23 protein-coding genes are annotated in these 24730 nt (G+C 40.7%); 9 read left to right on the forward strand and 14 right to left on the reverse strand.

Translation table 11 applies throughout. From position 1 onward, the window contains the following. Window positions 1–16 precede the first annotated feature (16 nt). Both NSS92_RS07700 and fadH read right to left on the reverse strand, forming a co-directional pair. Complete coding sequence (locus NSS92_RS07700; RefSeq protein WP_203129740.1) at window positions 17–1237, reverse strand: EAL domain-containing protein; 1221 nt, start codon at window positions 1235–1237, stop codon at window positions 17–19. A 64-nt stretch (window positions 1238–1301) separates the two neighbouring features. Then, window positions 1302–2066 carry a 2,4-dienoyl-CoA reductase gene (gene fadH, locus NSS92_RS07705; protein WP_251215540.1) on the reverse strand — a complete coding sequence of 255 codons (765 nt, stop codon included), beginning with the start codon at window positions 2064–2066 and terminating at the stop codon, window positions 1302–1304. A gap of 138 nt (window positions 2067–2204) precedes the next feature. On the opposite strand from fadH, the gene NSS92_RS07710 reads away from it, so the two are divergent. From NSS92_RS07710 to NSS92_RS07725, 4 genes are all read left to right on the forward strand, one after another. After that, a complete protein-coding gene (locus tag NSS92_RS07710; RefSeq protein ID WP_340867270.1) occupies window positions 2205–3062 on the forward strand; it encodes a metallophosphoesterase in 858 nt (285 codons plus the stop codon). Between the two features lie 156 nt (window positions 3063–3218). Continuing rightward, entirely contained in the window at window positions 3219–3716 is a 498-nt protein-coding gene (locus tag NSS92_RS07715) for a L,D-transpeptidase family protein (RefSeq protein ID WP_172880053.1), read from the forward strand. A gap of 73 nt (window positions 3717–3789) precedes the next feature. Next, window positions 3790–5067 carry an MFS transporter gene (locus NSS92_RS07720; RefSeq protein ID WP_034281582.1) on the forward strand — a complete coding sequence of 426 codons (1278 nt, stop codon included), beginning with the start codon at window positions 3790–3792 and terminating at the stop codon, window positions 5065–5067. Between the two features lie 280 nt (window positions 5068–5347). Beyond that, window positions 5348–5563, forward strand: a complete 216-nt coding sequence (locus NSS92_RS07725) for a hypothetical protein (RefSeq protein WP_075622942.1) — start codon at window positions 5348–5350, stop codon at window positions 5561–5563. A gap of 136 nt (window positions 5564–5699) precedes the next feature. Here NSS92_RS07725 and NSS92_RS07730 read toward each other — a convergent pair whose 3' ends face one another. Continuing rightward, window positions 5700–6611, reverse strand: a complete 912-nt coding sequence (locus NSS92_RS07730) for a DMT family transporter (RefSeq protein ID WP_340867271.1) — start codon at window positions 6609–6611, stop codon at window positions 5700–5702. 114 nt (window positions 6612–6725) lie between these two features. Here NSS92_RS07730 and NSS92_RS07735 point away from each other — a divergent pair, with 114 nt between their 5' ends. Both NSS92_RS07735 and NSS92_RS07740 read left to right on the forward strand, forming a co-directional pair. Continuing rightward, entirely contained in the window at window positions 6726–7643 is a 918-nt protein-coding gene (locus NSS92_RS07735; protein WP_340867272.1) for an AraC family transcriptional regulator, read from the forward strand. Window positions 7644–7821: 178 nt separating this feature from the next. Continuing rightward, the gene (locus NSS92_RS07740; protein WP_008356877.1) at window positions 7822–8283 is read left to right on the forward strand and encodes a YkyB family protein; all 462 of its coding nucleotides are present in this window, start codon (window positions 7822–7824) and stop codon (window positions 8281–8283) included. A 36-nt stretch (window positions 8284–8319) separates the two neighbouring features. Here the strand turns inward: NSS92_RS07740 and NSS92_RS07745 are convergent, their stop codons facing one another. The 3 genes from NSS92_RS07745 to NSS92_RS07755 all read right to left on the reverse strand — a co-directional run bounded on the left by NSS92_RS07745 (window position 8320) and on the right by NSS92_RS07755 (window position 11277). After that, on the reverse strand, window positions 8320–9228 hold the full coding sequence (locus tag NSS92_RS07745; RefSeq protein WP_142944660.1) for a chemotaxis protein: 909 nt from the start codon (window positions 9226–9228) through the stop codon (window positions 8320–8322). 73 nt (window positions 9229–9301) lie between these two features. Continuing rightward, a complete protein-coding gene (locus NSS92_RS07750) occupies window positions 9302–10612 on the reverse strand; it encodes an MFS transporter (RefSeq protein WP_340867273.1) in 1311 nt (436 codons plus the stop codon). 125 nt (window positions 10613–10737) lie between these two features. Continuing rightward, window positions 10738–11277, reverse strand: a complete 540-nt coding sequence (locus NSS92_RS07755) for an RDD family protein (RefSeq protein WP_024424707.1) — start codon at window positions 11275–11277, stop codon at window positions 10738–10740. A 301-nt stretch (window positions 11278–11578) separates the two neighbouring features. Between NSS92_RS07755 and NSS92_RS07760 the strand changes: the two genes are divergently transcribed. Next, window positions 11579–11731 carry a hypothetical protein gene (locus NSS92_RS07760; protein WP_162842519.1) on the forward strand — a complete coding sequence of 51 codons (153 nt, stop codon included), beginning with the start codon at window positions 11579–11581 and terminating at the stop codon, window positions 11729–11731. 59 nt (window positions 11732–11790) lie between these two features. Here the strand turns inward: NSS92_RS07760 and NSS92_RS07765 are convergent, their stop codons facing one another. Next, complete coding sequence (locus tag NSS92_RS07765) at window positions 11791–12675, reverse strand: cation diffusion facilitator family transporter (RefSeq protein WP_340867274.1); 885 nt, start codon at window positions 12673–12675, stop codon at window positions 11791–11793. A 293-nt stretch (window positions 12676–12968) separates the two neighbouring features. Between NSS92_RS07765 and NSS92_RS07770 the strand changes: the two genes are divergently transcribed. Next, entirely contained in the window at window positions 12969–14138 is a 1170-nt protein-coding gene (locus tag NSS92_RS07770) for an aminotransferase A (RefSeq protein ID WP_142944656.1), read from the forward strand. 25 nt (window positions 14139–14163) lie between these two features. On the opposite strand, the gene NSS92_RS07775 is transcribed toward NSS92_RS07770, so the two are convergent. Then, window positions 14164–15993, reverse strand: coding sequence for a PAS domain-containing protein (locus NSS92_RS07775; RefSeq protein WP_340867275.1), 1830 nt, complete (start codon window positions 15991–15993; stop codon window positions 14164–14166). A 156-nt stretch (window positions 15994–16149) separates the two neighbouring features. Next, the gene (locus NSS92_RS07780) at window positions 16150–18276 is read right to left on the reverse strand and encodes a peptidoglycan D,D-transpeptidase FtsI family protein (RefSeq protein WP_267586143.1); all 2127 of its coding nucleotides are present in this window, start codon (window positions 18274–18276) and stop codon (window positions 16150–16152) included. A gap of 337 nt (window positions 18277–18613) precedes the next feature. On the opposite strand from NSS92_RS07780, the gene NSS92_RS07785 reads away from it, so the two are divergent. After that, window positions 18614–19414: a CAP domain-containing protein gene (locus tag NSS92_RS07785; RefSeq protein ID WP_340867276.1), complete on the forward strand. Its 801-nt coding sequence runs from the start codon at window positions 18614–18616 to the stop codon at window positions 19412–19414. A gap of 110 nt (window positions 19415–19524) precedes the next feature. On the opposite strand, the gene NSS92_RS07790 is transcribed toward NSS92_RS07785, so the two are convergent. The 5 genes from NSS92_RS07790 to NSS92_RS07810 form a co-directional block, all read right to left on the reverse strand. Then, window positions 19525–20397, reverse strand: coding sequence for an NAD(P)-dependent oxidoreductase (locus NSS92_RS07790; protein WP_267586141.1), 873 nt, complete (start codon window positions 20395–20397; stop codon window positions 19525–19527). A 13-nt stretch (window positions 20398–20410) separates the two neighbouring features. Further along, window positions 20411–21199 (reverse strand): SDR family oxidoreductase, encoded by a 789-nt coding sequence (locus tag NSS92_RS07795; RefSeq protein WP_340867277.1) that lies wholly within the window; start codon window positions 21197–21199, stop codon window positions 20411–20413. Between the two features lie 73 nt (window positions 21200–21272). Then, window positions 21273–23234: a methyl-accepting chemotaxis protein gene (locus tag NSS92_RS07800; protein WP_340867278.1), complete on the reverse strand. Its 1962-nt coding sequence runs from the start codon at window positions 23232–23234 to the stop codon at window positions 21273–21275. A gap of 113 nt (window positions 23235–23347) precedes the next feature. Then, window positions 23348–24376 (reverse strand): spore photoproduct lyase, encoded by a 1029-nt coding sequence (gene splB, locus NSS92_RS07805; RefSeq protein WP_267586138.1) that lies wholly within the window; start codon window positions 24374–24376, stop codon window positions 23348–23350. An 82-nt stretch (window positions 24377–24458) separates the two neighbouring features. Then, complete coding sequence (locus NSS92_RS07810) at window positions 24459–24686, reverse strand: transcriptional regulator SplA domain-containing protein (protein ID WP_003211490.1); 228 nt, start codon at window positions 24684–24686, stop codon at window positions 24459–24461. Window positions 24687–24730: the final 44 nt, after the last annotated feature.

Genomic DNA, 24730 nt, shown 5'->3' on the forward strand with positions numbered 1-24730 from the left:
TCTTCACGCCGCGTCTTCAAATTAATCCATCTTGCTCATATAAATAGGCATACGGAAGGTCTATAAACAAATACATATCTCCCTCTAAAGGATAAGAAAACGTACGTATCCTCTCACCGGTTTCTAAATCACTGTAAATATCGCTGAAAAATCCTTTTCCGCTAATTCTCATTTGAAGAATATTTGCTAGGAAATAAGGACGCCAGCTCCAGTTTTTTTCTATATACTCCGGCTGAAACAGCCATTCTTCTTCTTTTTTGAACACATTTCCAGTGATTTGAAAGCCTTCTTCATTACACATATAAATCCGAAAGCTGCAATCTGTTAGTTCAAGTGCCAGTTTTTGAATGAGCTCATCATTTGTGCTGCACGATTTCTTTAAAGTCGTGACAGCTTGATGAATTCGTTTATAAAATGTTTCAGAATGTTCGTAGACAGCTTGCAGCTTCTTTTTCTCATGGGCTATAAATTGCTGGAATTCTTCTCTAAGCTGATCTTTTCGGTGGCTTCGGTCGATTAGTTCTCCCGCAGGCTCATGAAGATAGAACCCTTGAAAATATCTCCCGCCATTTCTCCAAGCATACTGCAGCTGGAAATTTGCTTCAATGTCCTCATAAATTAAGGCAGCTCCTATTTTTCTCGCAAGCAATGAAATGCTGTACAAGACATATTCATAGGAAGGAGATGGCGCCGATGCCTTTAATGCCTGTAAATCTATTTTTAATAAATCAGGTGAAAGCAAGGCAATCCGGTCCAGATTACTGCTTTCTTTTCCTATATTTGAGACGGCGATTTTAATCCCATATGTACGATAATACGTTAACGTATGGTATAGCTGTTCAATGTCGCCGCTAAACGTATGCTCTGCAAACTCAATAACAAACCGGTTAAGCTGAATGCCCCTTGCTTCATATTCCTTTAAAAGTTCTAAAAAGCTTTCTCCATGATCCAGCATGAGGATATTGGCATCATGATTAATAAAAATGAGCAAATCGTCATCTGCTGTTGTGAAAAGATCAAGTGCTTGCGTCAGTACTTTGTGATCTACTTCCAATTTATATTCGTCAGGAATAGATGAATCCGTAAAGAAGGAGCCTAGGCTGACCGTTTCTGACTCAAGCTTCATTCTTCCTAGAATCTCATAGCCTATCACTTTTTGCTCTTCCGCACTGAATATTGCTTGAAAGTGCGGGAAAACATCTTCAATATTCGTTAAAATATCCAATGGATCGACCATTTTCATCACCTGCTTCTCTCTTTGTGTGATTATACCACATCAAAAGCAGGTCTTACATCGTCAATCAAAATGGTGATTGGTTGAGCCATTGTCCCCCATCCATCGTGATACAATCTCCATTTATATAAGATGCATGCTCCGACAATAAAAAGCTCGCAAGCGCTGCAATTTCCTCAGGTGTGCCCAGTCTGCCAATAGGAACACTATCTACTGTTCTTTGTGCTGCCTCTTCAGATTCCCATAGTTTATCTGCACCGCCTGTTCTCTCGATTGGGCCTGGTGCGATGGCATTGACGCGAATGCGATATTGCTTCCCCCATTCAACAGCAAGTGTTCGAGTCAGGGACAACACGCCGGCCTTTGCTGCCGCCGAATGCGCCACTCCTACACCAGCACCCCAAGCATAGGTGGCGACCATGTTAATCATACTTCCCCTTTTCTTTTGACGAATCCAGTAATTACCCACTGCATGGCTGCAAAAAAATGTACCATTTAACACAATATCAATGACAGCCTTCCAGCCATTAGGAGACAGTTTTTCTGCTGGCACTAAAAAATTTCCTGCTGCGTTGTTAATGAGGGCATCGACATCACCAAATGTATCCACCGCAAACTTGACCATTTGGTCAGCATCCTCTGGGTTTCGCACATCCATTTCGAAGTAAGCAACCGATCCGCCCTTCTGCTTCATTTCTTTTGCCGCTTTTTCCAGCGTCTCTTCCGTTCTACCAGTAATCACGACATTCCAGCCTTCGGCTGCCAAATGGGCAGCCATCGCCTTCCCCATACCGCTTGATCCCCCTGTGACAATCACTGTTTGTTTCGTCATTTGTTCTCCCCCTTTGCGTCATTTGAATGACTATTCATTCATTATTGTCTATCATATCATGATTGACCCCCGGTGCACCATATGGGAGATTATCCAAATATGATGCTATACTTAATTTTATTTATAAAGGAGTCTTATATGAAGCAGCTTTCCCGCAGACAATTTTTAAAAGGAGCAGCTGGTGCGAGTATTCTCGGTTTTTTGGCTGCAAGTTGTGGATATGGTTATGCCAGGTACATTGAGCCGCGCATGATCGATTCCGTGTCTCTGACCATTCAAGATGCTCAGCTTCCAGCTTCATTTGACCAGTTTAAAATAGCCCAATTTAGTGACGTTCATTTAAGTGATACATTTCCTGCAAAGGATTTAGAAGCCATCGTCCAGAAAATCAATGCCGCATCTCCAGATCTCATTGTGTTCACAGGTGATCTCGTTGATTTTCAAGCATCCACTGAAGAGCATGAAAAAGCGAAGGCTTATTTGAATAAGCTTCATGCCCCGTTCGGTAAGCTCGCCATCTACGGAAATCATGACTACGGACCATTTGGCGTGGAGCTTTATGAGAAAACAATGGAGGCTTGTGGATTTACGTTATGTAAAAATGATGTGTTTCTATTAGAAAAAGATCATGCACATATTCAGATTGCTGCACTGGATGATCTCATGATGAGCGTGCCTGATTACGATTTGATCAAACGGGAAGTATCATCTGATTTATTTACGTTACTGCTCGTCCATGAGCCTGATGCCGCACTAGAGCTGACAACAACACCCATTAACTTGCAGCTTTCCGGGCATACGCATGGCGGCCAAGTACAGCTTCCTTTCTATGGACCGATTCTCACAGCACCTTACGGCCGTACATATGTAGAAGGTTTATACGGCAGCGATCAGCACCGCATCTATGTCAACCGTGGACTTGGGACAACGCGGCTGCCGCTTCGATTTTTCGCCAAACCCGAGTTAACCTTTTTCACCTTCACATCTCGCGTGTAAACAGAAGCCAAACCGCCCTCACCTGCATATGTATAATCAAAGGTCTTTCTCGTGACAAATGTTAGGAGAAACCTTACTGGGCCTGATTCCGTCCATATAGTATGTCAAGTGACGGCATCATGGCTTCTTTTATTTGAGTAAAAGGAGTGTGCTTTGGTGCTGCGATACACGGTGAAAAGTGGGGAAACCCTTGCTTCTATAGCGATTGATTTCCGAACAACAACAACTGCTTTAAAGGCTGCAAATCCGTCACTTCAAGCTCGCGAGCCGGAACAAAATGAGGTCATCATCATTCCAGGTTTGCCGGATCCTAGTACGATCCCTTACCGCATCTTTGTTTCGATTTCAACGAAACGTCTTGTTTTGTTTTCTGGATCACAGCTTATTCGTTCGTATCCGATTGCAACAGGGAAAATTTTAAATATGACACCGACAGGTTCTTATTATATTGTCAACAGACAGCCAAACCCAGGAGGTCCCTTTGGCGCTTATTGGCTGAGCCTCTCGAAAATTCATTACGGCATTCATGGTACGAATAACCCGTCTTCAATTGGTAAAGCTGTTTCTAGAGGATGCATTCGCATGTATAATCAGAATGTCATCGAGCTTGCTTCACTCGTTCCAAACGGAACACCTGTGACCATTAGCCAGTAGAAGAAATCAATTGTACGAATCATTAAAATTTTATATGATATTAAGTGGGATCTTCAGGTTAAGGAGCGTATTTATGGATATTTTTAAAAACAGAAATTTTGTTCGTCTCTTTTTCGCAGCACTTGCTTCGCAAATGGGGACAACAGTAGGCAATATGGCGTTTGCCTTTTATTTGCTCGACCATTTTAGTCATCAGCCCGCATACGCCACATTGGCTGAGCTCATGTATTCTCTTCCTACCGTCTTTGTCTTTTTTATGGTCGGTGTGGTCGCAGACCGTTTTGATCGTAAAAAAGTCGCAGAGAATTGTGATTGGATACGAGCTGGGCTGACGATTGTATTATTCATCGTTATTTATTTTAATTCACTGCCACTTATTTTCTTGATCTTGTTCATTCGAAGTGCCATTACGAAGTTCTTCTATCCAGCTGAAGCCTCTCTCGTTCAGGCCATTTTAAATAAAGATCAATATGCAAAAGCCGCCGGTTTAAATCAAATGCTGTTTAGTTTATTTATGGTATTTGGCGTTGGAATTGGTGCCATTATGTATAAAACGATTGGACTTCACGGTGCTATTACAATTGATTTAGTCAGCTTTATTATTTCAGGCATCCTGATTCGTTCATGTAACATTCCAATTGAAGCGCGTCAGCCAAATGGACAAGCTGGCTGGAGAGGCATGACCATCAAAACGTCTCTGAAAGATTTTAAAGAAGGCATTCTGTATATTTTAAAAAATAAATTATTGGCTTCTTTAATTTTTGGCTTTTTTGTTTTCGGTCTTGTCAATGGCGCATTTGCCGTTCTTCCGATGTTTACAATGAAATATGGACTTTCACCGGACCATTTTGAACTGCATACATCCTTCTTTACAATTGCGATCGGTGCAGGACTGCTCGTCGGAAGCTTAATGGGCTCTGTCCTCGCTAAAAAGGTAAAGATGCAATATCTCATGTCGATTCCAATTCTGGTCGCAGGTATTCTGATTTTTGTCCTTGGGTCTACCCATACATTATGGTTATTTTATGTCACATCATTTGTCATTGGTACATGCATTGGCCCAGTCAACATTGTCATTGGCGGCTGGCTGCCTAGAATCGTCCACCCTCGCCTAATGGGCCGTGTGTCAGGATGGGTTGATCCACTCACTATGTTTGCTCAATCGATGACATTAGGTCTGATTGCTGTATTGTTTCCAAAACTCATCACAAATGTTTCTTATATTTATTACGGAATGGGCTTTATTATTTTACTCGTCTTCCTTTTCTACTTCATTACACTGCCAAAGTTCAGCAGAGAAGCTGCCGACTTAGATGTGCAGCGTGAACTAAAGGGTCAGGGAGTTCAATAAGGAAAAAGGACTTTCTTTTAAGGAAAGTCCTTTTTGCATGGCTGAAACGTCTTTCATGTCATTTCCTATGTAGATAGAAACTGCTTGAAGCATGCATAAATACTAATAAACAAAAAGTTACACATTCCTTTCTTTTATCACATATACCTCGCTTCACTAACCCCTCCTTCCATTTAGCACCTCACGTTTTGTTGATCCATTTTTTCTTGTTTTTCACAATAAAATTTCTTTACATCTTTAAGCATTTTATAGTAGGATAGTCAGGTTGGAGGTGAAAGAAATGCTAAAAAGTTACTATTTTATTCATACAAAAAATGAACAAGGACAGTTTGTTGTACATACAGAAGATTGTGCATTTTTAGGTGATGCTGCAAGCCGTACGTTAATTGGCCTGCACATGAATGGTAAAAGCGCCATTGATGAAGCAAAACAAATGACGAATGAAACCGACTTCAATGGTTGTTTTTATTGCGCTTATTCTATTCATACAAAATAATTCATCCTGCTTACATCATATAAAAAATATCATTTGAGAAACTACCCATTTTAATAAATAGGTAGTTATCACGAACTAATAGTTCACTTTATTTATATTTCATTCAGTCAATGCTTATTATCATTCCTCCAATTGTTTAACACCCATCGCTCTCATTTTTCGGCTGATACAATGCCAAGAATAAAATCATATAGACAATACAAGCTGTCCCTATCCACTGGAAAAGACCGAATGGCTCTTTTAACCAGAAAACAGTCGTGACGACTGCTGCAAGGGGCTCAACACTGCCAATTAAGCTCGACTCTTTTGGTGATAAGTATTGCAAACTTTCTATGTAAAACCAAAAAGCGATCATCGTTCCAAATATGACCACAAACAATAAATAGACATACGCTTCAAAAGGTAAATGAGTTAAATTAACCTTCCATGGGGGATGGATCAAGCTAAGGGCGCCTCCTCCTATAAGCATCGCCCAGCCGACAACCACTAGAGAGTCGAATTGTTTTAACAGGCTGATTGGATATAACGTATAAAACGAGAGCGCCACAGCTGATAGTATTCCCCAAATCACTGCCACAAATGGAACGGTAAATGTTGAAATAGAACCATTCGTCAATAAGAAAAACATACCCGCTAAAGCCAATACCACTGTGACCATATCTTTTCTAGTGAAGGCTGACTGCCTGCGAATGACCAAATACACGATAATCATGACAGGGGCTGTATACTGCAGAAGCGTTGCCACAGCAGCATTTCCATGTTGAATGGATGCCATATAAGTATATTGAACAGCCAGCATCCCCATTAGTCCAAATAGAAGGATTTGCATCGCTGTCCTCTTCTTTTTCCACACACCGATCAGATGTGTTTTTTCTTTTGTCATAACATGAACAATTAAAAGCAGTCCCCCTGAGATGAGCAGCCGGACCGTCACAAGCCAATTAACATTAATCCCATATTGCTGAAACAATTTTTGTGAAATCGTTCCTCCTACTCCCCAGCAGATGGCGCCTATGAGTACAAGTAAAATGCCCTTTCTCCTATTCATTTTCATTCTCCTCAATTCTCAACAAATCATGATAATATAATTGATAGTAGTTCACATTGTTACATATTGATATATCAATTGAACATAAAAATAAAAGAATATTGAGGAGAATCAATGCACAACCATCATTTTCTGATTGACTTCAACCTGAAAGAATTAACGGAGCATTCCACGACAACATGGCCCATTGCTCTTTATCATACGAAAATTCGTCATCATAGAAGCGGCTATATTCCTCTTCACTGGCATGACGAGTTTCAATTTGTCTTTATTTTAGAGGGTGAGGCTGAATTTCATATCAATGAAGAGACGTTATATTTGAAGCAAGGAGATGGCATTTTCATCAACAGTGGCTGCCTGCACATGGCAAAAGATGCGAATGGGACGGCATGTACTTATGTTTGTTTAAATGTCTCTCCTCATTTCATCACAGCGAATGAATTATTCACCACATTTGTCCATCCTTATATGCATGCGAGCCAGACACCTTATATAATATTCAACCGAAAAGATCACTGGCCAAAGCATATCTATCAATGTATTCAAACCATTCAACAATTAATTAATGAAACTCCAGTCTATTATGAACTTGAACTCAATATTCAGCTCATCAACATTTGGAAAAGCTTATTACAAAATGGCTTTCAAAAAAAACATGATGCGCGTAAACACGATAAAAATGAACGGATGAAACACATGCTGAATTGGATTCATCAGCATTATCATGAGAAGACCCTTCTCCAAGATATTGCTCGTGCAGGACAGCTTAGCCGCTCAGAATGCTGCAGATACTTTAAAAACATTTTAAAGAAATCACCTATGCATTATGTAAATGAATATAGAATTCAGCAAAGCCTCATCCTGCTTCAAGAAACGGATCTCACTATCACAGAAATCGCTTACCAAGTAGGCTTCAACAGCACAAGCTATTTTATCAATTTGTTTAAAAGAATAAAAAATACGACACCTTTAGCATATAGAAAATTAAAACAGCAGGATTCTCTCCAGATTAAACGGGTAGAGGAAAAATGATGACAGCTAGCGTGTTTGCTAAAATGTAGAAGGTGTTTTAGACCCATCATGAATGGCTATTGTAAATATGAGCGATGATCATCCGAGCGCTTTTTACAATAACTCTATTTGCAATTTACTAATTAAAACGTATAATTTATACTAAGCACAGGAAGACGAAAGACAAAGGAGAGAAAAAATGGACGATTATGCTCATACTAAAGACATAGAACCTACAGCAGAAAACATCGCAAAAGCCATTTATACTGTTAACCGCCATGCTAAAACCGCACCAAACCCCAAGTTTCTTTACCTTTTGAAAAAACGAGCGCTGCAAAAACTATTGCAAGAAGGTAAAGGAAGAAAAGTGGGCCTACATTTCTCTAACAATCCCAAGTATAGTCAACAACAGTCCGACGTGCTGATTGAAATTGGAGATTATTATTTTCACCTGCCACCAACTAAAGAAGACTTCGAATTTTTGCCACACTTAGGTAATTTAAATCAATCATATCGCAATCCGAAAGCGAATATGTCATTAAACCGAGCAAAGCAAATACTTCAAACGTATGTCGGTTTAAAAGAAAAACCTGCCGCCACAAAACAAAAATCACATTACACAAAGCCCGTCTTCAAACGACTCGGGGAAAGTTATTTTTAAACAGAAAAAAACCACTCATGCCGAGTGGTTTTTTGTTTAGATAATAAAATGATCGACTTTTTCAATCAGCTGATGAATTTCTGGTTTACTGATTTGATCATCTGCACCGATCGTTTCCCCTTTATGACGCAAATCTTCAGTGATTAACGAAGAGAAGATAAGAATCGGAATGGAATTTGTTAAAGGATTGTCCTTGAGCAGTTTTGTTAGCCGGTGGCCATCCATTTTAGGCATTTCAATATCCGTAATGATCATATCAATTTCTTCTGTGACACTGATTCCTTTGCTGACAAGATCCATGACATGATCATATGCCTGTTTGCCATCTTCAAAGGTCACAATGTTTTTATAGCCTGCTTCGGTTAATTCATTTGTTAATAAACGCATGAGAAGCGGAGAATCTTCAACGACATACAGTTTCTTCCCTGTTCTTCTCTCGTCTTTCTCACCGTCAAACATATGATACGTATCAACACCAGAAGCGGATTCAATATCATAAATGATTTTTTCGTAATCTGGAAGGAAAATCATTTTTTCATCAAGCTTAATGATGCCCGTTAAATGACGGTCCATCCCTTGATTGAGTGCAGTCGGCTTCTCAATTTCTTCCCAGCTGACGCGGTGAATTTGTGATACCGTTCCTGTATGGAACACAAATTTCCGTTGGTTGAATTCAGTCACAATATATTTCTCTTGTTCTGACTGATCTGACTCGACATTAAAAAAGGAAAATAGATTGATGACTGGTAAAATCTCGCCTCGTAAACTAATCATTCCTTCTACATCTTGGTGAGAGTGCGGTATAACCGTCACCTCAACCGGCTGAATGATTTCTCTTACTTTCATGACGTTAATGCCGAATTGATTTGAACCAATTTCAAACTTCACAATTTCCAATTCATTGGTACCAGAGTCAAGTAAAATTTCTTGTTTGTTTAAAGCCACGGAAATCCCTCTATTCTTCAATATAAGATTGTACTTTTTATATCGGCAGCATAGGTAAAAAGTTGACGTTTCTTTACGCTTTCTCTCGAACGAATTGATGAATCACAAGTCCTATCGCTGCAAGGATGAGCAAAGACCCTAGTGCAAGGCGGCTTGCGAGATTTCCGTGCTCTGCAAACAGCAGGGTAACTGAGCCATAAATGATGGGCCCGATAATGGAAGACACCTTCCCTGAGAATGCAAAGAGGCCAAAAAACTGTCCCCTTTTTTCCTTCGGTGTCAGTTCAATAATCAAGATTCGTGATGCTCCCCAGCTTGCGCCAAGTGAAATCCCGAATAAACTGCCCGCTATCCAGAAGACCCATTCGGTTGTCGCTGTCACAGCCAGAATCAGCGCAGCAATTAAAATGACATACACGACTGTAATCGATCGCTTTGCCCCTATCGCTTTTGTGATATATCCAAACAGAAAGGAGCCAATGATACTTGAAATGGTCGACACAAGATAGAGCAGAATAAATTGCCCAGCGGTAAAGCCAATGATGATTTTGGCATAAACAGCCATCATCGCAATCGCTGTTTGTAAAGCATCATTCATAAAAAAGAAAGCAATCATAAAGATAAAAGCTTGCTTGTACCTTTTCATCTCTTTAAACGTGTGAATAATCTCTTTATACCCGCTGAAAAAAGACGCCTTTTTCTCTTGCAGAGGCAGCGGATGAGAATCTTTTACAAAAAAGAGAAAGGGTAGAAAAAAGAGAAGGAATAAAAGGGCTGTCGGAATAAATGCTTCATGAAACTGGTCATTGCCGACAAGTAAATACACAGAGAGGCCGACAAGTGTTCCTAAATAGCCGACGGCGATGCCAAATCCAGAAATAAGCGGGATTTCTTCCTTTGTCCCAAGATCGGGCAAAATGGTGTCATAGAAAACAAGACTAGAATGATAAAAAAACTTTGCGATCACAAACAAGGTGACCACGACTAATAAAGAAACAGGCAGCCCAAACCATTCACTTGAGAAATCAATCCCAGCAAAAACCCCCATCAAAAGCGTACAAGCAATACATATGAACGTAAACACCGTAATGTAGCGTTTCTTTTTTCCTGTACGATCAATCAGCACTCCGTATAAAGGTGTAAAAATGACGAGAAAAAAGCTGGCTAGTGCATTTGCATAAGAAATAAAGGTACTGGCGATCTGATCCATTCTCGCACTGTCCCCGATCGTTTCCTGCAAGTAAAACGGGAAGAAAATGGTGATCATATTTGATGAAAAGATCGTATTTGCAAAATCATACAACGCCCAGGCGAGCACAGGTGCTGTCAAAAACAGCCCGAAGCCTGCCCCTTTTTTCTGTGCGGTCTTTTTTCCTGTTCTCAATCGATTGTCTCCCTTCCCTGCCTCATTTTTCACTATCATTCTATTTTATGTGCTGTTTCCCTCTTCCATACAAGCGATCTATGAAAAAAGCACCTCTTACCATATAGCAGAGGTGCTTTTTTTCATTATTTCTTCACAACAATGGTACTTGCAATCAAATCGTGAAGTGCTTGTTTTTTTTCTGTGAAGAAAGCAATGATATAGCCAATATATAAGATCGGAGACAAAAAGCCTTTTGCAAAGAAGCGGCCAGTTGCACGGCCAAATGTGACCTTTTCGCCTGTGACTTTTGTTACTTTGATGCCGAGAGCCATCTTTCCAAGTGTTCCTTGCAATTTTGATGATTCCATGATGGCGTAATAAAGCCATGTCACCACGGTACCCATTAAGATTGCCCCTATATAGAAAAAGATCAGTCCCATAATAGCTTCCCATTCCTCATCCGTTATGACGGTTGAAGAATAGTAATAGCTGTCGTCATCCATCATCATTGCTGCCTCTGGGCTTGAGATAAAAAAGACTGACGCCAAAATAAACATGATAAATGCAATTGGTACTCCGATAATGATACCGTCCAAAAGGTGTGCAAGAAAACGATAGCCTACACCTGCTAGCTCAGGATGCTTCTTTTCTTGAATGTGTGGTTCTGTTATGTTGGTTTCCATCCTATTTCTCCTTTATTATGTATGTTTTCTATAAATTTCTTATAATCATTCGTTATTATATCCTATGAATATAGCAAGATCAATGGAGCTTTACACTTTTACATACATTTTAGATCAGTTTGATCTAAGCGATTTATATGAATAAATACTGAAAATTTGTGAAAATCATGGCACTTCTAGTTCTTTCCCCCCCTGATTTTTTAACATTTTGTGATATTTTCGTCTTGTTTCCATTCTTCTGTTGACAATGATTCTTCAAATGGTACAATAGTCAAGGATTTTTTAAAGAAAGGTGTTCATGATGGGAACTGTTGTATTATTAAAGAACAACGAAATGACTGTAATTGAAGATATTTGCGAGGCTGATTTTTTAGATATGAAGCATGGTTTGTCAAATGATGACACAGCTTATATCTCTTGGTATGAAGACTACGATACTGCTTATGGATATTGATTTCATAGATGAAGCGTAAAAAAAGGCAATACAACCTGAGAATAGGTTGATCGCCTTTTTTACGTTTGTGCGCTTCTTTCACTTTCAGGTTCTACATGAATAAAGATTTGTGCATGCGGAAATTCCAGCTGAATCTTCTCTTCAATTCGATCACATAATTGGTGAACATCTTCAATCGTTGTCTTTCCATCTACAATCAAATGAAAATCAATATATTCCTCGGCACCAGACCGCCTTGTTCGAAAGTCATGATATTCAATAAATTCTTGACTAAATCCTTGAATGATTGCTTCGATTGATTGTTCTTCCTCTGGTGTTAAACGAGCATCAACAAGCGGCGGGAAGGCTTCTTTCATGAGTTTAAACGCTTCACGCATAATAAAGAGGGCCAGAACCATTCCAATGATCGGATCTAGGAAATACCAGTCGGTTAATGCCACAAGCAATAAACTAAATGCCACCCCTAATGACGTAAACACATCCGTTAAAAGATGCAGTGCATTTGATTTCATGGCGACTGAATGTACTCGCTCAGCCTCTTTGTTCACAACCCTCGATACTACAAAATTGATGAGAGCGCCTAGCAGCATGACCACAATGCCAAGCATAGGCAGTTTGACTGGCTCTGGATGCATTAATTTGTGAACACATTCGTATATAATCCAAATGCCAGCAACGAAAATCAGCAGGGTCTCAATCGTTCCAGAAATATTTTCGACTTTTCCATGTCCATAAGGATGTTTAGAATCTGCTGGCTTTCTTGAAATACGAACAGAAATAAATGCAATAAACGACGCCATTAAATCGAGAAACGAATGAATGGCTTCTGATAACACCGCAACAGATCCAGTTAATAGACCCACAATGATTTTTAAGATGACAACAAAAGTGTTGCTCAGCACAGATAGAAACGCGATTTTCGATGTCTTCGCTGATTGTTCCATTTATCGTCCTCCTTTAGGAGATCGTATGTCTATGAAAGCAATTCCCATGACCCTGATTCTCACGTTTTTTCAGTTTACGCAGTTTTGCCGTTTTCTAATCATCTTCATCACAGCCTGTATTTTCTCTTGAGGTTACGCTATAATAAATGTTGCTCTTTCTTCAATATATCACTCATGCGGTGATGGATAGGAGAATAGACTACATATAACGATATCCAGTGCCTTTCGCAGGTGACATTTATGCAGTGAATGGTAAAATAGGATAAAAACATAAATTTTTAAGGTGATGAGAAATGGAGCATTTGCTGAATCCAAGAGTAAAGGATATTGAAATTTCAGGCATTCGAACATTTTCAAATCTCGTATCGTCATATGAGGATGTCGTTTCATTGACGATAGGCCAGCCCGATTTTTATACGCCGCATCATGTCAAAACAGCTGCCAAAACAGCCATTGATGAGAATTTCACCTCGTACACTCACAATGCTGGTTTCCTAGAGCTAAGACAAGCGATCCAGCATTATATCAAGAAGAAAGTCAATCTTGATTATGATGCAGAATCAGAAATCATTGTGACGACAGGTGCAAGTCAAGCAATTGATGCTGCGTTTCGAACCATTTTGACGGAAGGCGACGAGGTCATTTTACCTGGACCTGTATACCCCGGCTATGAACCGATCATTCGAATGTGTGGTGCCATGCCCGTACATATCGACACAACGAATGCTGGCTTTAAATTGAATGCCAAGCTGATTGAGGATGCGTTAACGGAAAAGACAAAGTGTGTGGTTCTTCCTTACCCTTCAAACCCGACTGGTGTCACACTTTCAGAAGAAGAATTGAAAGAAATTGCCCAGCTCCTTGAAGGAAAAGACATCTTTATTTTATCCGATGAAATCTACAGCGAGCTGACATTTGACCGGCCGCATCATTCAATTGCCTCTTTCTTAAAAGAACAGACCATTGTCATCAATGGACTGTCTAAATCTCATAGCATGACTGGATGGAGAATTGGATTTTTATTTGCTTCAGCTCCAATTGCTAAACATGTATTAAAAGTACATCAATATAACGTGTCTTGTGCCTCGGCTGTCTCACAAAAGGCGGCACTTGAAGCTGTGACAAATGGTGTGGATGATGCACTGATCATGAGAGAGCAATATAAGAAAAGACTCGATTATGTATATGATCGGCTCATTTCTATGGGGCTTCCGGTGATTAAACCTTCTGGCGCTTTTTATATTTTTCCATCCATTGAATCGTTTGGGATGAGTTCCTTTGATTTTTGCATGGAGCTGTTAGAAAGTACAAGACTTGCGGTCGTACCAGGCTCGGCTTTCTCTCCACTCGGCGAAGGGTATGTGCGCCTGTCTTATGCTTATTCACTTGAAACGCTGAAAGAAGGACTTGACCGGCTAGAACAATTTGTACTTGAAAAACGTTCCATTCATTCGCTAGATTGAAACAACGGCTCTCTTGCCGTTGTTTTTATTTTGCAGGAAACATGATGTGAAATACGGTGCCCTTTTCAGGCTGACTATCCACACGAATCGTCCCGTTATGATTTTCTAAAATATTAAATGTGACCATGAGGCCAAGTCCGGTTCCTTTTTCCTTTGTGGTTAAAAAGGGCTCTCCAATCCGCTTCATCACCGATTCAGGAATGCCGATCCCTTCATCACGAATGGCGACAAGTATTCCATCACTTTCTGCTTTGGCTGTGATGTCTACCTTTCCTCCGTCCGGCATGGATTCTACGGCATTTTTGATTAAATTGATAAACACTTGCTTGAGCTGATTTTGATCTCCGTTTATCAGAAGACCTTCCTCTATCTCACTTGTGTTCATTAAAATGCCATTTAAGTTCGCTTGTGTTTCTAACAAGGCCGTGACTTCGCTGATGATTTTTTTCAAATCAAGCGTCTGCATCGATGCCGTTTGCTGTGGTTTTGCCAGCATTAGCAGCTCACTTAATATAATTTCTATTCGACTCAGCTCAGAGAAAACAATCTCGAAGTACTGATCGCGATCTTTTGTTTTCGGTTTAATGAGCTGCAAAAAGCCTTTAATGGCGGTCAATGGGTTTCTGATTTCATGTGCAATGCCAGCCGCCAATTGACCTGCGATCGATAATTTTTCTGAGCGGAGCATGAGCTCTTCTGTCTGTTTACGTTCGGAGATATCTCTTAAAATAATTTGAACCGCTGTTTCTCCAAAGAATGTAGTTGGGATACAGACCATTTCTGTATAAATCAGCTTATGTTTAAACGTATGACAGCTCATCGTGACAATCTCAGAATCTGATGCTCTTTCAATAATACGTGATAAGCTCTTTTTAACCTTTTGCTGATCACAGGAATGGATTTGATGAAAGATATCCTTTCCTATTAATTTATCGTAATGCTCGGCTTCAAATAATTTAATGCCTGATTCATTCATAAATACCCACTTGTGATCATGGATGACCGCAATCGTATCAATGGAGTTTTGAATGAGCAGCTGATACCTCTCCCGGCTTTTTTGAAGAACGGTTTGGAATTTTTTACGGGATGAGATGTCAACTAGCAGCAAAAGCTCTGCCCGCTGATTTTGATAAATCGTCGGTGATGACTTTACCTCAATATGAATACTGCTCCCATCTTGACGCTTCCATATCTGTTCAATCATTCCGACTGGAAGGCCTTGCTGCAGCCTTGTTATTCGGCTTCTGACAATATCATGGTACTCTTCAGCAATAAAATCAAACGCGGACTTGCCGATCATGTCATCTCTTGCACTTACCCCCATTAATTGCAGCATCGCATCATTCGCATACACAATTTTCCCTAAAGTCGTAATACATAACGGATTTGGCAGCATGGCAATCAATCGTTCAGCTTCACTGACATTTTGGAAAGCCGGCAGACTGCCTAACGACTGTTCTGCTACTTTTGATGCTGCTTGAAATGCTGCTTTTTGGGGCTCATTATCCAGCACCCTCATTTTCAGGATCATTTCTCTACTTAATTCGCTATCTAACCCATCGCAAGCAACAAAATCAATGCTTGCTTCGATCCATACAGCTGTCAGATCACTTCTTAACAGTCTAAAGTGGCAAACCTCTAGCATGTGCTGATTGTAAAAATAACTTTCGACGAGAAATTGATCTTCGGTATGAACAAAGTCTTTCAAAAAACACCCTAGTAAATCCTTTTGTTCATAGAGCAAAAGCTGCTTACAGTTGGAAGAAATGTAGAGAAAGCGGCCATTAGAAGAAAGAACGGCATGTAAATCGATGTTCGAATACAATTGATTCGAATCTTTCATTTGTTGTTCCATCGTCGTCCGACCCTCCTTTTCATTTTTTAGGGTTGTCCTTAGATTGATGTATAAAAAAGATTCGCTAGAAAACCCGTATTTTCCTTCTGCCATCGAGGGAAACGTCCATATTTTCAGCAAAAAGGGAGCACTTTTTGCTGCTGTGCTCCCTGCGGTTTATTGTTTTTCATATTTCTTTTGTAATTCAACGTACTTATCCACAATTTTACTTGGGATGTTTTTAATAACAGGATCTTTATCTGAGACATAAGGTGTCACGACACTAAACGCCACCTTTGGATTAGAAGAAGGATAATATCCTCCAAAGGTTAAGTTGTACGTTGAATTTCCCCACCAGCTGCGGTTGGCGCCATAGTAGAAGGTTTGCGCTGTACCCGTTTTTCCTGCGACATCATGCTGACCAAACCGGCCAGCGGCAGTTCCGCCTGTTGATGTGACCATTTTCAGTCCTGTTTTTACGCGGTCAATATCCGCTTTCGAGTTGTTAATCGTGTTCAGCACGTTCGGCTCATATTTTTTTACGACTGGGCCTACTTCATCCTTCTTCGTTGGAAGGTGTACGCTTTTCACTACTCTTGGCTGAATACGGCTGCCTCCATTGGCGATCGTCGACATGTATTGCGCTACTTGAAGCGGTGTATACGTGTCATACTGACCAATTGCTTCATCAAGCAAGAGTCCGCCGACCGTCTTAGGATGCGTCTGCATCCCGCTTGATTCCTGCGGCAGATCGATCCCCGTTTTCACACCAAGACCGAATTGCGCATAGTAGTTTCTCATTTTTTGTAAGTGCTCAGGCCTTGCAGGTAACGGACCATCCTTTTGATAGTTGATGCCCGCCATTCTCATCGCTACTTGGAACATGTAGACGTTGGAACTTTTTTGGAGTGCCTGAACGTCGTTAACCCATCCAAGAACTTTGTAAGACTGCTTCGCCTTTCCATTACTTCCTGCAAAATAGAGCGGTGTATCCAAATAGGTTTGGTTGTGTGACATCCCGTCCTGATAACCGCCAAGAACTGTGGCTCCTTTGACAACAGAGCCCATTTCATACTGGGTCGTAAATGTACCGATCGCATAATCTGTGACGTCTCTGCCGTCCATTTTCTTGCCCGACATGGCGAGAACATCCCCTGTGTGAGGGTCCATCATGACGACAAAGGCACGATCCATCATATAGTTTCTCGCACTGGCGGATCTAAGCTCTGATTCAACGATTTTGTCGACTTCCTTTTGCAGCTCCATATCAAATGTCAGCGCAAGATCAAGTCCTCTTCGTCCTTCTGTCCGCTTGATTTCATCGAGCAGCTTCCCGCCAACCTGTGTATATTGAACGGTCGCTTTCTCTGGGTTTAGAAAATCCTCGTATTGATATTCTAAATAGCTCTTCCCTACCCGGTCATTTCGCGAGTAGCCTCTTGCCATATAGTAATCTTCACGCTCTTTAATGATTCCTTGCTCTGGTGTGGTCACACCGCCAAGTACATTATAAAGGGTCTTTTCATACGGATATTTTCTTGTCCAGTCATTGATGACATTCACACCAGGCAGTTCATCAAGATGCTCTGAGACAAGTGAAATTTCTTCATATGTCAGGCTTACGGATGAAGTTTGTTTTGATTCTTTCGTTTCATCGAGTAAAGCAACTTTTTCGTCCCCTTTTTTCTCTTCGTTTGGGTTCATTGCCTTCACGATTTGGGGCTCAAAGGCATATCCGCCTGTAAATCTACGGTAGATCGCTGCAACTGCTTTTTCCTCTGCATCCTTTTCGATGGCCTTGACTTCTTTCTTTGGGACACGCTCTACTTGAAGCGGATAGACATCCTTTGCATCGATATCTTTTTTCTCCGCTTTTGAAATGAGTTTATCCGCTTCTTTCGGATGGCTCGCCAGCCAAAAATCTCGAATGTCACGCTCTCTCAAAAAATCAGTATCCATTTTTATATAAGTCGCAAGTTTTCTTGCTACCTTAATCTTATCCTCCGCTTTCACACCGCTTTCTGATGTATAAACGATGGCAGGTACACTTTCGTTATCAACGACGACTCTTCCTCTCGCGTCATACATTTTTCCTCTTGGAGACGGGTATGATGCTGTTTTGACTTCTGTTCGGTTGGCTTGCTTTTTATAATCTTCACCATTGACGATTTGCAGCACACCTAGCTTGATCACAAGTCCAGCAAATAAACTAAATACAGCGAAGAAAAAGAGATTAATTCTCCAGGCGTTCCGGCGCTTGATTTTTTTCTGCTCGGCAGCACCTTGATGCTGTTTCTCTCCCACTTATGTAGCTCCTCTCATCCTTTTCAATCTTTTACAATTACCACTCATTATTGTAACACTTTTGTAATAGTTGTTACAGCGAAACGGGTGAAAAAAAGCTGTCAATCCCTAATCTGCAAAAAAATATACTAACACTTTAAAATATTGGTATGTTTATGTCGTTTTCTTTAAATGGAAGAATTCCCTATCCTTTGATATGAAGCGGCTCTTACGATGACTTTAACAAAAATGACAAACTGGCATTGTCAATGGAGGATGCTGGTACGTTTATAACAAAAAGTCCATGGTATGATTTTTTGTGAGAAAACAAAACAAAGATTTTAGGAGGAGTTACAATATGAAGAAGAAATCATTCTTTTTTTCAGCGCTGACAGCTGCTGCACTCATCACATTCACTGGAGGACATTCAGCTGATGCGAAGGAGCTTAACCTGAAACAAGTAATAAATGTACAGCATCAAGCCATTGATCTTCATACATTAGCAGCAAAATTACATATCTCTTCAGATGTAAACAAGCTAAGCAAGTCGAATCAAAAAGAGATCGAAACTCTATTAAACAAACTGATCAAAAGCGGTCAACCTGTTACAGGAACAAAAGTAGTGAAAGAAGTAAACAAAGCAAAACAAGAACAAAAACAAGAATCAGTGAAAAAACCAGCTGCTTCTAAACCGAGCACTCCAGCAAAAGAAAACACAAACAACAATAGCAACACAAAAGCTGACCAAAAAGACACAGCGGCATCAAAAGCAGACAGCAGCTTAAATGCATTTGAAAAAGAAGTGGTTGAGCTTACAAATAAAGAGCGTGCAAAACAAGGCTTAAAGGCACTTTCTGTTGATTCTAAATTAAGTAAATCTGCTCGTGCAAAATCTCAAGATATGAAAGATAAAAACTATTTCTCTCATACAAGCCCAACTTATGGATCTCCATTTGATCAAATGAAGCAATTCGGTATCACTTACAAATCAGCAGGTGAAAACATTGCACAAGGTCAAAGATCCCCTCAAGAAGTTGTGACAGCATGGATGAACAGTGAAGGCCACAGAGCAAACATTTTAAACAAAAGCTATACACATATCGGTGTTGGCTATGTGAAATCTGGCAACTACTGGACGCAGCAATTCATCGGAAAATAATATCAAAAAAACCTGTCCCTATTTGGACAGGTTTTTAGTTTGTCTTCTTTTTCAGCAATGCGAGGTTTTTTTACAAGCTGCAATCTGTCCCACCTAGGCGGGGCAGTTTTTTATTTGACCCATAATTTATAGATACTCTGGGTCCCGCTATTTTCTTCGCCCTGTTCGCTCAGCTTTTCATAAAGTGACTTCGCAAGTGAGAGCCCTGGCATTTCTTCACCCATCAGCTCTGCTTCTTCAAGTGCAATGCCCATATCCTTGATAAAATGCTTCACATAAAACCCTGGCTCGAAATCGCCTTTCAGCATTCTTGGTGCAAGGTTTGACAAGGACCAGCTGCCGGCTGCACCTGTTGTGATGCTTTTGAGCACCTGCTCTGGATCAAGCCCTGATTTTTCGGCATAGGCCATTGCCTCTGCGACACCTACCATCCCCGCTGCGATGGCAATTTGGTTACACATTTTTGTATGCTGACCGCTTCCTGCCGGTCCTTGATATTGAATGTTTTCACCCATTTGCTCAAATAGCGGCAGACAGGCTTCATAGGCTGACCTTTCTCCGCCGATCATAATGGCCAGCGTGCCATTTTTGGCTCCTATGTCTCCGCCTGATACAGGTGCATCTAATGCAAATACACCTCTTCCCTTCGCTTTCAACTCAATTTCTTTTGCAAGCTGAGGCTTCGATGTCGTCATATCAATGAGATATGTACCAGGCGCGGCATGTGCCACAAGACCACCTTCACCTAAGTAGATCTCTTCTACATCCGATGGATACCCCACCATTGTGATGACGGCATCTGCACTCTCTGCGATCTCCTTTACTTCCGGCTTCCATGATGCCCCTTTTTGAATCAATGCTTCTGCTTTTGCTTTCGTTCTTGTATAAACGAGAACTTCATAGCCTGCATCCATTAAATGTCCTGCCATGCTGCGCCCCATTACACCGATTCCAATAAAACCAACTGATTTGATTTGTGCCATCACTTGTTCCTCCTTAAAGAGACTTTGTCAATCCACCATCAATGATCAGTGTTTGACCTGTCATATATGTATTGGCTTCTGATAAAAGAAACGCTGCATATGCTGCAAATTCCTCTGGCTGTCCGTAACGGCCGAGCGGGATCGCTCGTTCAGCCTGTGCTTTGATTTCTTCAACCGTTCGATGCTCTCTTTGTGCGCGGTGCTTTTCCAGCTGTTTAACACGGTCTGTTTCAATTTTTCCAGGTGCTAATGTATTGATCAAAATACCATCCTTTGCAAGTTCCTGAGCGGCTGTTTTTGTCCAGCCTGCAATGGCCGGTCTAAATGTATTCGACAGCATCAAGCCCGGGATCGGTTCTTTCACTGACATTGACGCAATATTTAACACACGTGCGCCGCGTTTTTTCAAATAAGGCAATGCCTCTTTTAGTAATCGAATATAACTGAGTAAATGAAGTTGAAATGATTCGATCCAATCTTCATCTGTTAAGGTGTCAAGCGTTCCAGTTTTAGGCCCGCCTGTATTGTTTACAAGAATGTCTAGACACTTCTCATCGCCAGCCGCCGCTTGAACAAGCGCCTTGATTTGCCCGGCGTCAGATACATCACATACTTGATAAGTCAGCTGTCCTTTGACGACAAGTGGAGACAGCTCGTTGACTGTTTCTTTCAGCTTCTGTTCATGTCTTCCCGAGAGCATCACATCTGCTCCCTCTTTTGCTAGAGCAAAGGCAATCGCTTTTCCGATACCTTGACTGCTTGCAGCTACCAATGCTTTTTTTCCAGTTAGATTGACATCCATGTCAACACCTCCTCTAGTTTATTTTATCATACAAAAAGAACCTTGCTCACGTCGCAAGGTTCCTTTCCGCTCATTATACCTTAAATCGGTCAACCGCCTGACGCAGTGCCTGGCTTGATTCGTTCAGCATTTCAGTTGAGGTTTTCGTTCTTTCTAACACTTGAACTTGTTCATCTGTAGACGCATGCACTTCCTCAGCTGAGGCAGCAGATTCTTCTGAAATGGCAGCAATGCTTTGAATGGAGTCACTCATCTTCTGCTGTTCTTCTGTCATTTCATTAATCTGTGTATGAATGATGTCGATTGAACCGACAAGTGCCTGCATTTCCATTGTGATGCTGCTGAGTGCCTCACCTGTTGCATTGATGGCGGTACCTTGTTCCTCATTCATTTTACTTGCTGTTGTCATCGCTTCAGCCGCTTTCTTCGATTCATCTTGAATGAGTTTGACGGTTTCACTAATGTGTTTTGTTGACTGCGCAGATTGTTCAGCAAGTTTTCTCACTTCTTCTGCAACTACAGCAAATCCTCGTCCACTTTCTCCTGCTCTCGCTGCTTCAATGCTTGCATTCAGTGCAAGTAAATTCGTTTGATCCGAAATCTCAGAGATGGCAGTCACGACGTTTTCAATATTTTTCGTTTTATGCTCAAGGTCTATCAGCATTTGCTCAACCTTTTTCGATTCTTCACTCGCTTGTGTTGATTTTTGGACGAGCACACCAAGTGCATCAAGCCCTTTATAGCTTGCATCTTCAGATGATTTTGAGTTGGTTTGCATTTGCGTGGCAAGCTCACCCATATGCCGCACTTTCTCATACAAATGCTCTGATTTTTCATTAATCGTTTCTGCATCTGATGCCTGCTTAGTCGCTCCTGTTGCCACCTCTTGAATGGCCGTTGCAATCTGTTCGCTAGACAGCAAAGTCTCATTTGAAATGTGAGTCACTTCATCCGCTGATTTCACAACTTGATCTGAAGCACCTTTCACTTTTTCAATTAACTCCCTGATATCCTCGGTCATTTGATTAATGCTTTTCGTGAGGAAACCAATTTCATCTTGGGATTTCACTGCAAGCGTACTTGTTAAATCGCCTTCTGACACCTTACGCACATGCTCTATTAGACGCTTGATTGGCGTAGTGATACTTCTTGCCAATAAGAAGCTGAGGATCATCGCAAGAATAATGGCAATGACAGAAATAATAATGCTTATTTGATTCATTTGTTCTGTGATCCAAAGCAGTTTCTTTTTCTCAAAGCTGACACCAACTGTCCAATCGGCTACTTTGATTTTAGATATGACCGTCAGTTCTTTGCTGTCATCAATACCTGAGTTGTCGATCGCTTTTTTCACAGAAGCAACCTTTGATATGTTTTTTCCTTGTTCTGTTGGATGCGCCAAAAGGGTGCCTGTGCCATCGACTAAGAAAGCGGTCCCCTTATAAGGAATCTTTTGTTCATTTATATAAGTTTGAATAGAGGACAGCTTCAAATCAAGTCCTGCTACCCCAATGACTTTTCCATCTTTGACAATCGCCTTCGTGGCTGAAACAATCACTTTTTTCGTTGCTTCATCAACATATGGATCTGTCCAAACGACCTGATCGGGCTTTTCGGCTGCTTGTTTAAACCAACCTTGTTTAGATGGATCATACCCTTCGCCAAGATCGAACTCTGGGAAGCCGAAAAATTTACCGTCACTTGTTCCAATATAGGCAAACGAAATGAGTTTATCCTGTTCCTGCAAGTTTTTTAGTTCATCGTTTTCAAAAGCCAATGTTTGTTTTGTTTGTTTTTGCGCAAATTCTTCAGTCATTTTACTTGTTGCGAGTTTATTAATTGTATTGCCGTAATTATCAAGCTTTTCTGTAATGATGTCTCTCATGCTTTCTACCGTTGCTGCTGCGGTGGTTTTTGCATCACGTTCAATAAGTGGTCTTAACACTAAGTTGGAACCCACTTGAACAGCCACCACGGTTAAAATTAAAATAACTGAGATGAAAACAGCTATTCTCACTTGAAGTTTCTTAAACATCTCATCACCCCTACATCTACTTTCACACCTTAATTTATATATCGGCAAAATGATACCGCATTCAATAGTTGTAAGAAAATTTAAATAGAAAAAACAAGCCATATAGGCTTGTTTTAAGTAAAATATTCAATTTTTGCAGAAGGAAAGTACTGATCTATATATGACTCTAAAGTCTTTCTTAGTTCTTGTTCCTCATCTTTTTGATAGATATATTTTCCTATCCCATATCTCCCCCATTTGTATCTTCTTTTTTCTTCGTCCAACTCTAATTTTGATTTCGGGTAGTTTTTTTGAATCACACGCTTTGCTGGTTTTGTAAAGCGATGCTGAATCATCTCAAAGGTGATATCGTCTCTCACATCTTCAGAAAGGGCTGCATCGAGCTTTTCAAAAAGAACTTTATATCCTTCCTGCCAGCCTTCGTGGATGTAGATTGGAGCAATAATAAAACCAAGAGGATAACCTGCCTTTGCGACCTTTACAGCCGCTTCAATTCGCTGATCAAGCGGTGATGTGCCAGGCTCGAAATATTTAATGACATAATCGGCATTGATACTAAAACGGAATCTTGTCCGGCCATTATGCTTTGCATCTAACAGATGATCGACATGATGGAATTTCGTGACGAAGCGAAGCTTTCCAAGGTCGGTCTGTCCGAAGTATTCAATCGCTCGTTTGAGTGTATGTGTCAAATGGTCAATTCCTACGATATCTGAAGTACATGATGCTTCAAATCTTGTGATATCTGGCGCTCGCTCGTTCATGTACTGCTCAGCCTGATCTAATATTTCTTCTACATTGACGTACGTTCGGATGTAAGGCTTACTTCCCATTGTTGTTTGCAAATAGCAATAATGACAATGACCCATACATCCTGTCGCAAATGGGATCGCATACTCTGCAGATGGTTTAGACGAATCAAATTTCAACGTCTTTCTTACACCAATGACAAGCGTTGACTTCGCGTTACGATACTTTTGCAGGTCATTTTTTCCCGGAATATTTCTTACCTGGTTGTGTGAGGTCGTTTCTCTTATTTCGATTCCCATACCCTCAAACTTTTCCTTCAGCTCTCGTCCTAACGGGTACTCTAACGCCCGGGGTTCAATGTAAACAAGCTGGGGAACGAAAGGTTTGATCATGTTTAGCACATCCTTACCATTAAGGTTTTCATACCGTTACTTTAACCTCACAGGATGGCTTTTATCCTTTCTAAAATCTCCCTTATTCAAACAAATCTTGATAAAGAGCTTCTGCTTCTTCATATGTTGGAAACACAGCATCATCAGGTGCTAGTGGATGGTACGTTTCAAGTAAAAATAGAGCAAGCTCTTCTTCATTGTATGGGTGTGAAACAATTTCTGCTTCTTTAATTTGTGCTACGTTTGCAGCATGTGGATTTCGATAAATCACATATACTTGATCACCCGGTTTATAGTCTGAGAAAGGCAATCTGGTCACCTCCATTTTTTAATTATAGGGTACCCTTCTCACTG

The organism is Bacillus sp. FSL M8-0166, assembly GCF_038008825.1.
GTDB lineage: Bacteria > Bacillota > Bacilli > Bacillales > Bacillaceae > Bacillus > Bacillus safensis.

Excerpts from the sequence above, each read along its gene's own strand:
- NSS92_RS07700 (WP_203129740.1), bottom strand. The coding sequence starts at position 1,237 with ATGGTCGATCCATTGGATATTTTAACGAATATTGAAGATGTTTTCCCG.
- fadH (WP_251215540.1), bottom strand. The coding sequence starts at position 2,066 with ATGACGAAACAAACAGTGATTGTCACAGGGGGATCAAGCGGTATGGGG.
- NSS92_RS07710 (WP_340867270.1), top strand. The coding sequence starts at position 2,205 with ATGAAGCAGCTTTCCCGCAGACAATTTTTAAAAGGAGCAGCTGGTGCG.
- NSS92_RS07720 (WP_034281582.1), top strand. The coding sequence starts at position 3,790 with ATGGATATTTTTAAAAACAGAAATTTTGTTCGTCTCTTTTTCGCAGCA.
- NSS92_RS07725 (WP_075622942.1), top strand. The coding sequence starts at position 5,348 with ATGCTAAAAAGTTACTATTTTATTCATACAAAAAATGAACAAGGACAG.
- NSS92_RS07730 (WP_340867271.1), bottom strand. The coding sequence starts at position 6,611 with ATGAATAGGAGAAAGGGCATTTTACTTGTACTCATAGGCGCCATCTGC.
- NSS92_RS07735 (WP_340867272.1), top strand. The coding sequence starts at position 6,726 with ATGCACAACCATCATTTTCTGATTGACTTCAACCTGAAAGAATTAACG.
- NSS92_RS07740 (WP_008356877.1), top strand. The coding sequence starts at position 7,822 with ATGGACGATTATGCTCATACTAAAGACATAGAACCTACAGCAGAAAAC.
- NSS92_RS07755 (WP_024424707.1), bottom strand. The coding sequence starts at position 11,277 with ATGGAAACCAACATAACAGAACCACACATTCAAGAAAAGAAGCATCCT.
- NSS92_RS07760 (WP_162842519.1), top strand. The coding sequence starts at position 11,579 with ATGGGAACTGTTGTATTATTAAAGAACAACGAAATGACTGTAATTGAA.
- NSS92_RS07765 (WP_340867274.1), bottom strand. The coding sequence starts at position 12,675 with ATGGAACAATCAGCGAAGACATCGAAAATCGCGTTTCTATCTGTGCTG.
- NSS92_RS07770 (WP_142944656.1), top strand. The coding sequence starts at position 12,969 with ATGGAGCATTTGCTGAATCCAAGAGTAAAGGATATTGAAATTTCAGGC.
- NSS92_RS07775 (WP_340867275.1), bottom strand. The coding sequence starts at position 15,993 with ATGGAACAACAAATGAAAGATTCGAATCAATTGTATTCGAACATCGAT.
- NSS92_RS07785 (WP_340867276.1), top strand. The coding sequence starts at position 18,614 with ATGAAGAAGAAATCATTCTTTTTTTCAGCGCTGACAGCTGCTGCACTC.
- NSS92_RS07790 (WP_267586141.1), bottom strand. The coding sequence starts at position 20,397 with ATGGCACAAATCAAATCAGTTGGTTTTATTGGAATCGGTGTAATGGGG.
- NSS92_RS07795 (WP_340867277.1), bottom strand. The coding sequence starts at position 21,199 with ATGGATGTCAATCTAACTGGAAAAAAAGCATTGGTAGCTGCAAGCAGT.
- NSS92_RS07800 (WP_340867278.1), bottom strand. The coding sequence starts at position 23,234 with ATGTTTAAGAAACTTCAAGTGAGAATAGCTGTTTTCATCTCAGTTATT.
- splB (WP_267586138.1), bottom strand. The coding sequence starts at position 24,376 with ATGATCAAACCTTTCGTTCCCCAGCTTGTTTACATTGAACCCCGGGCG.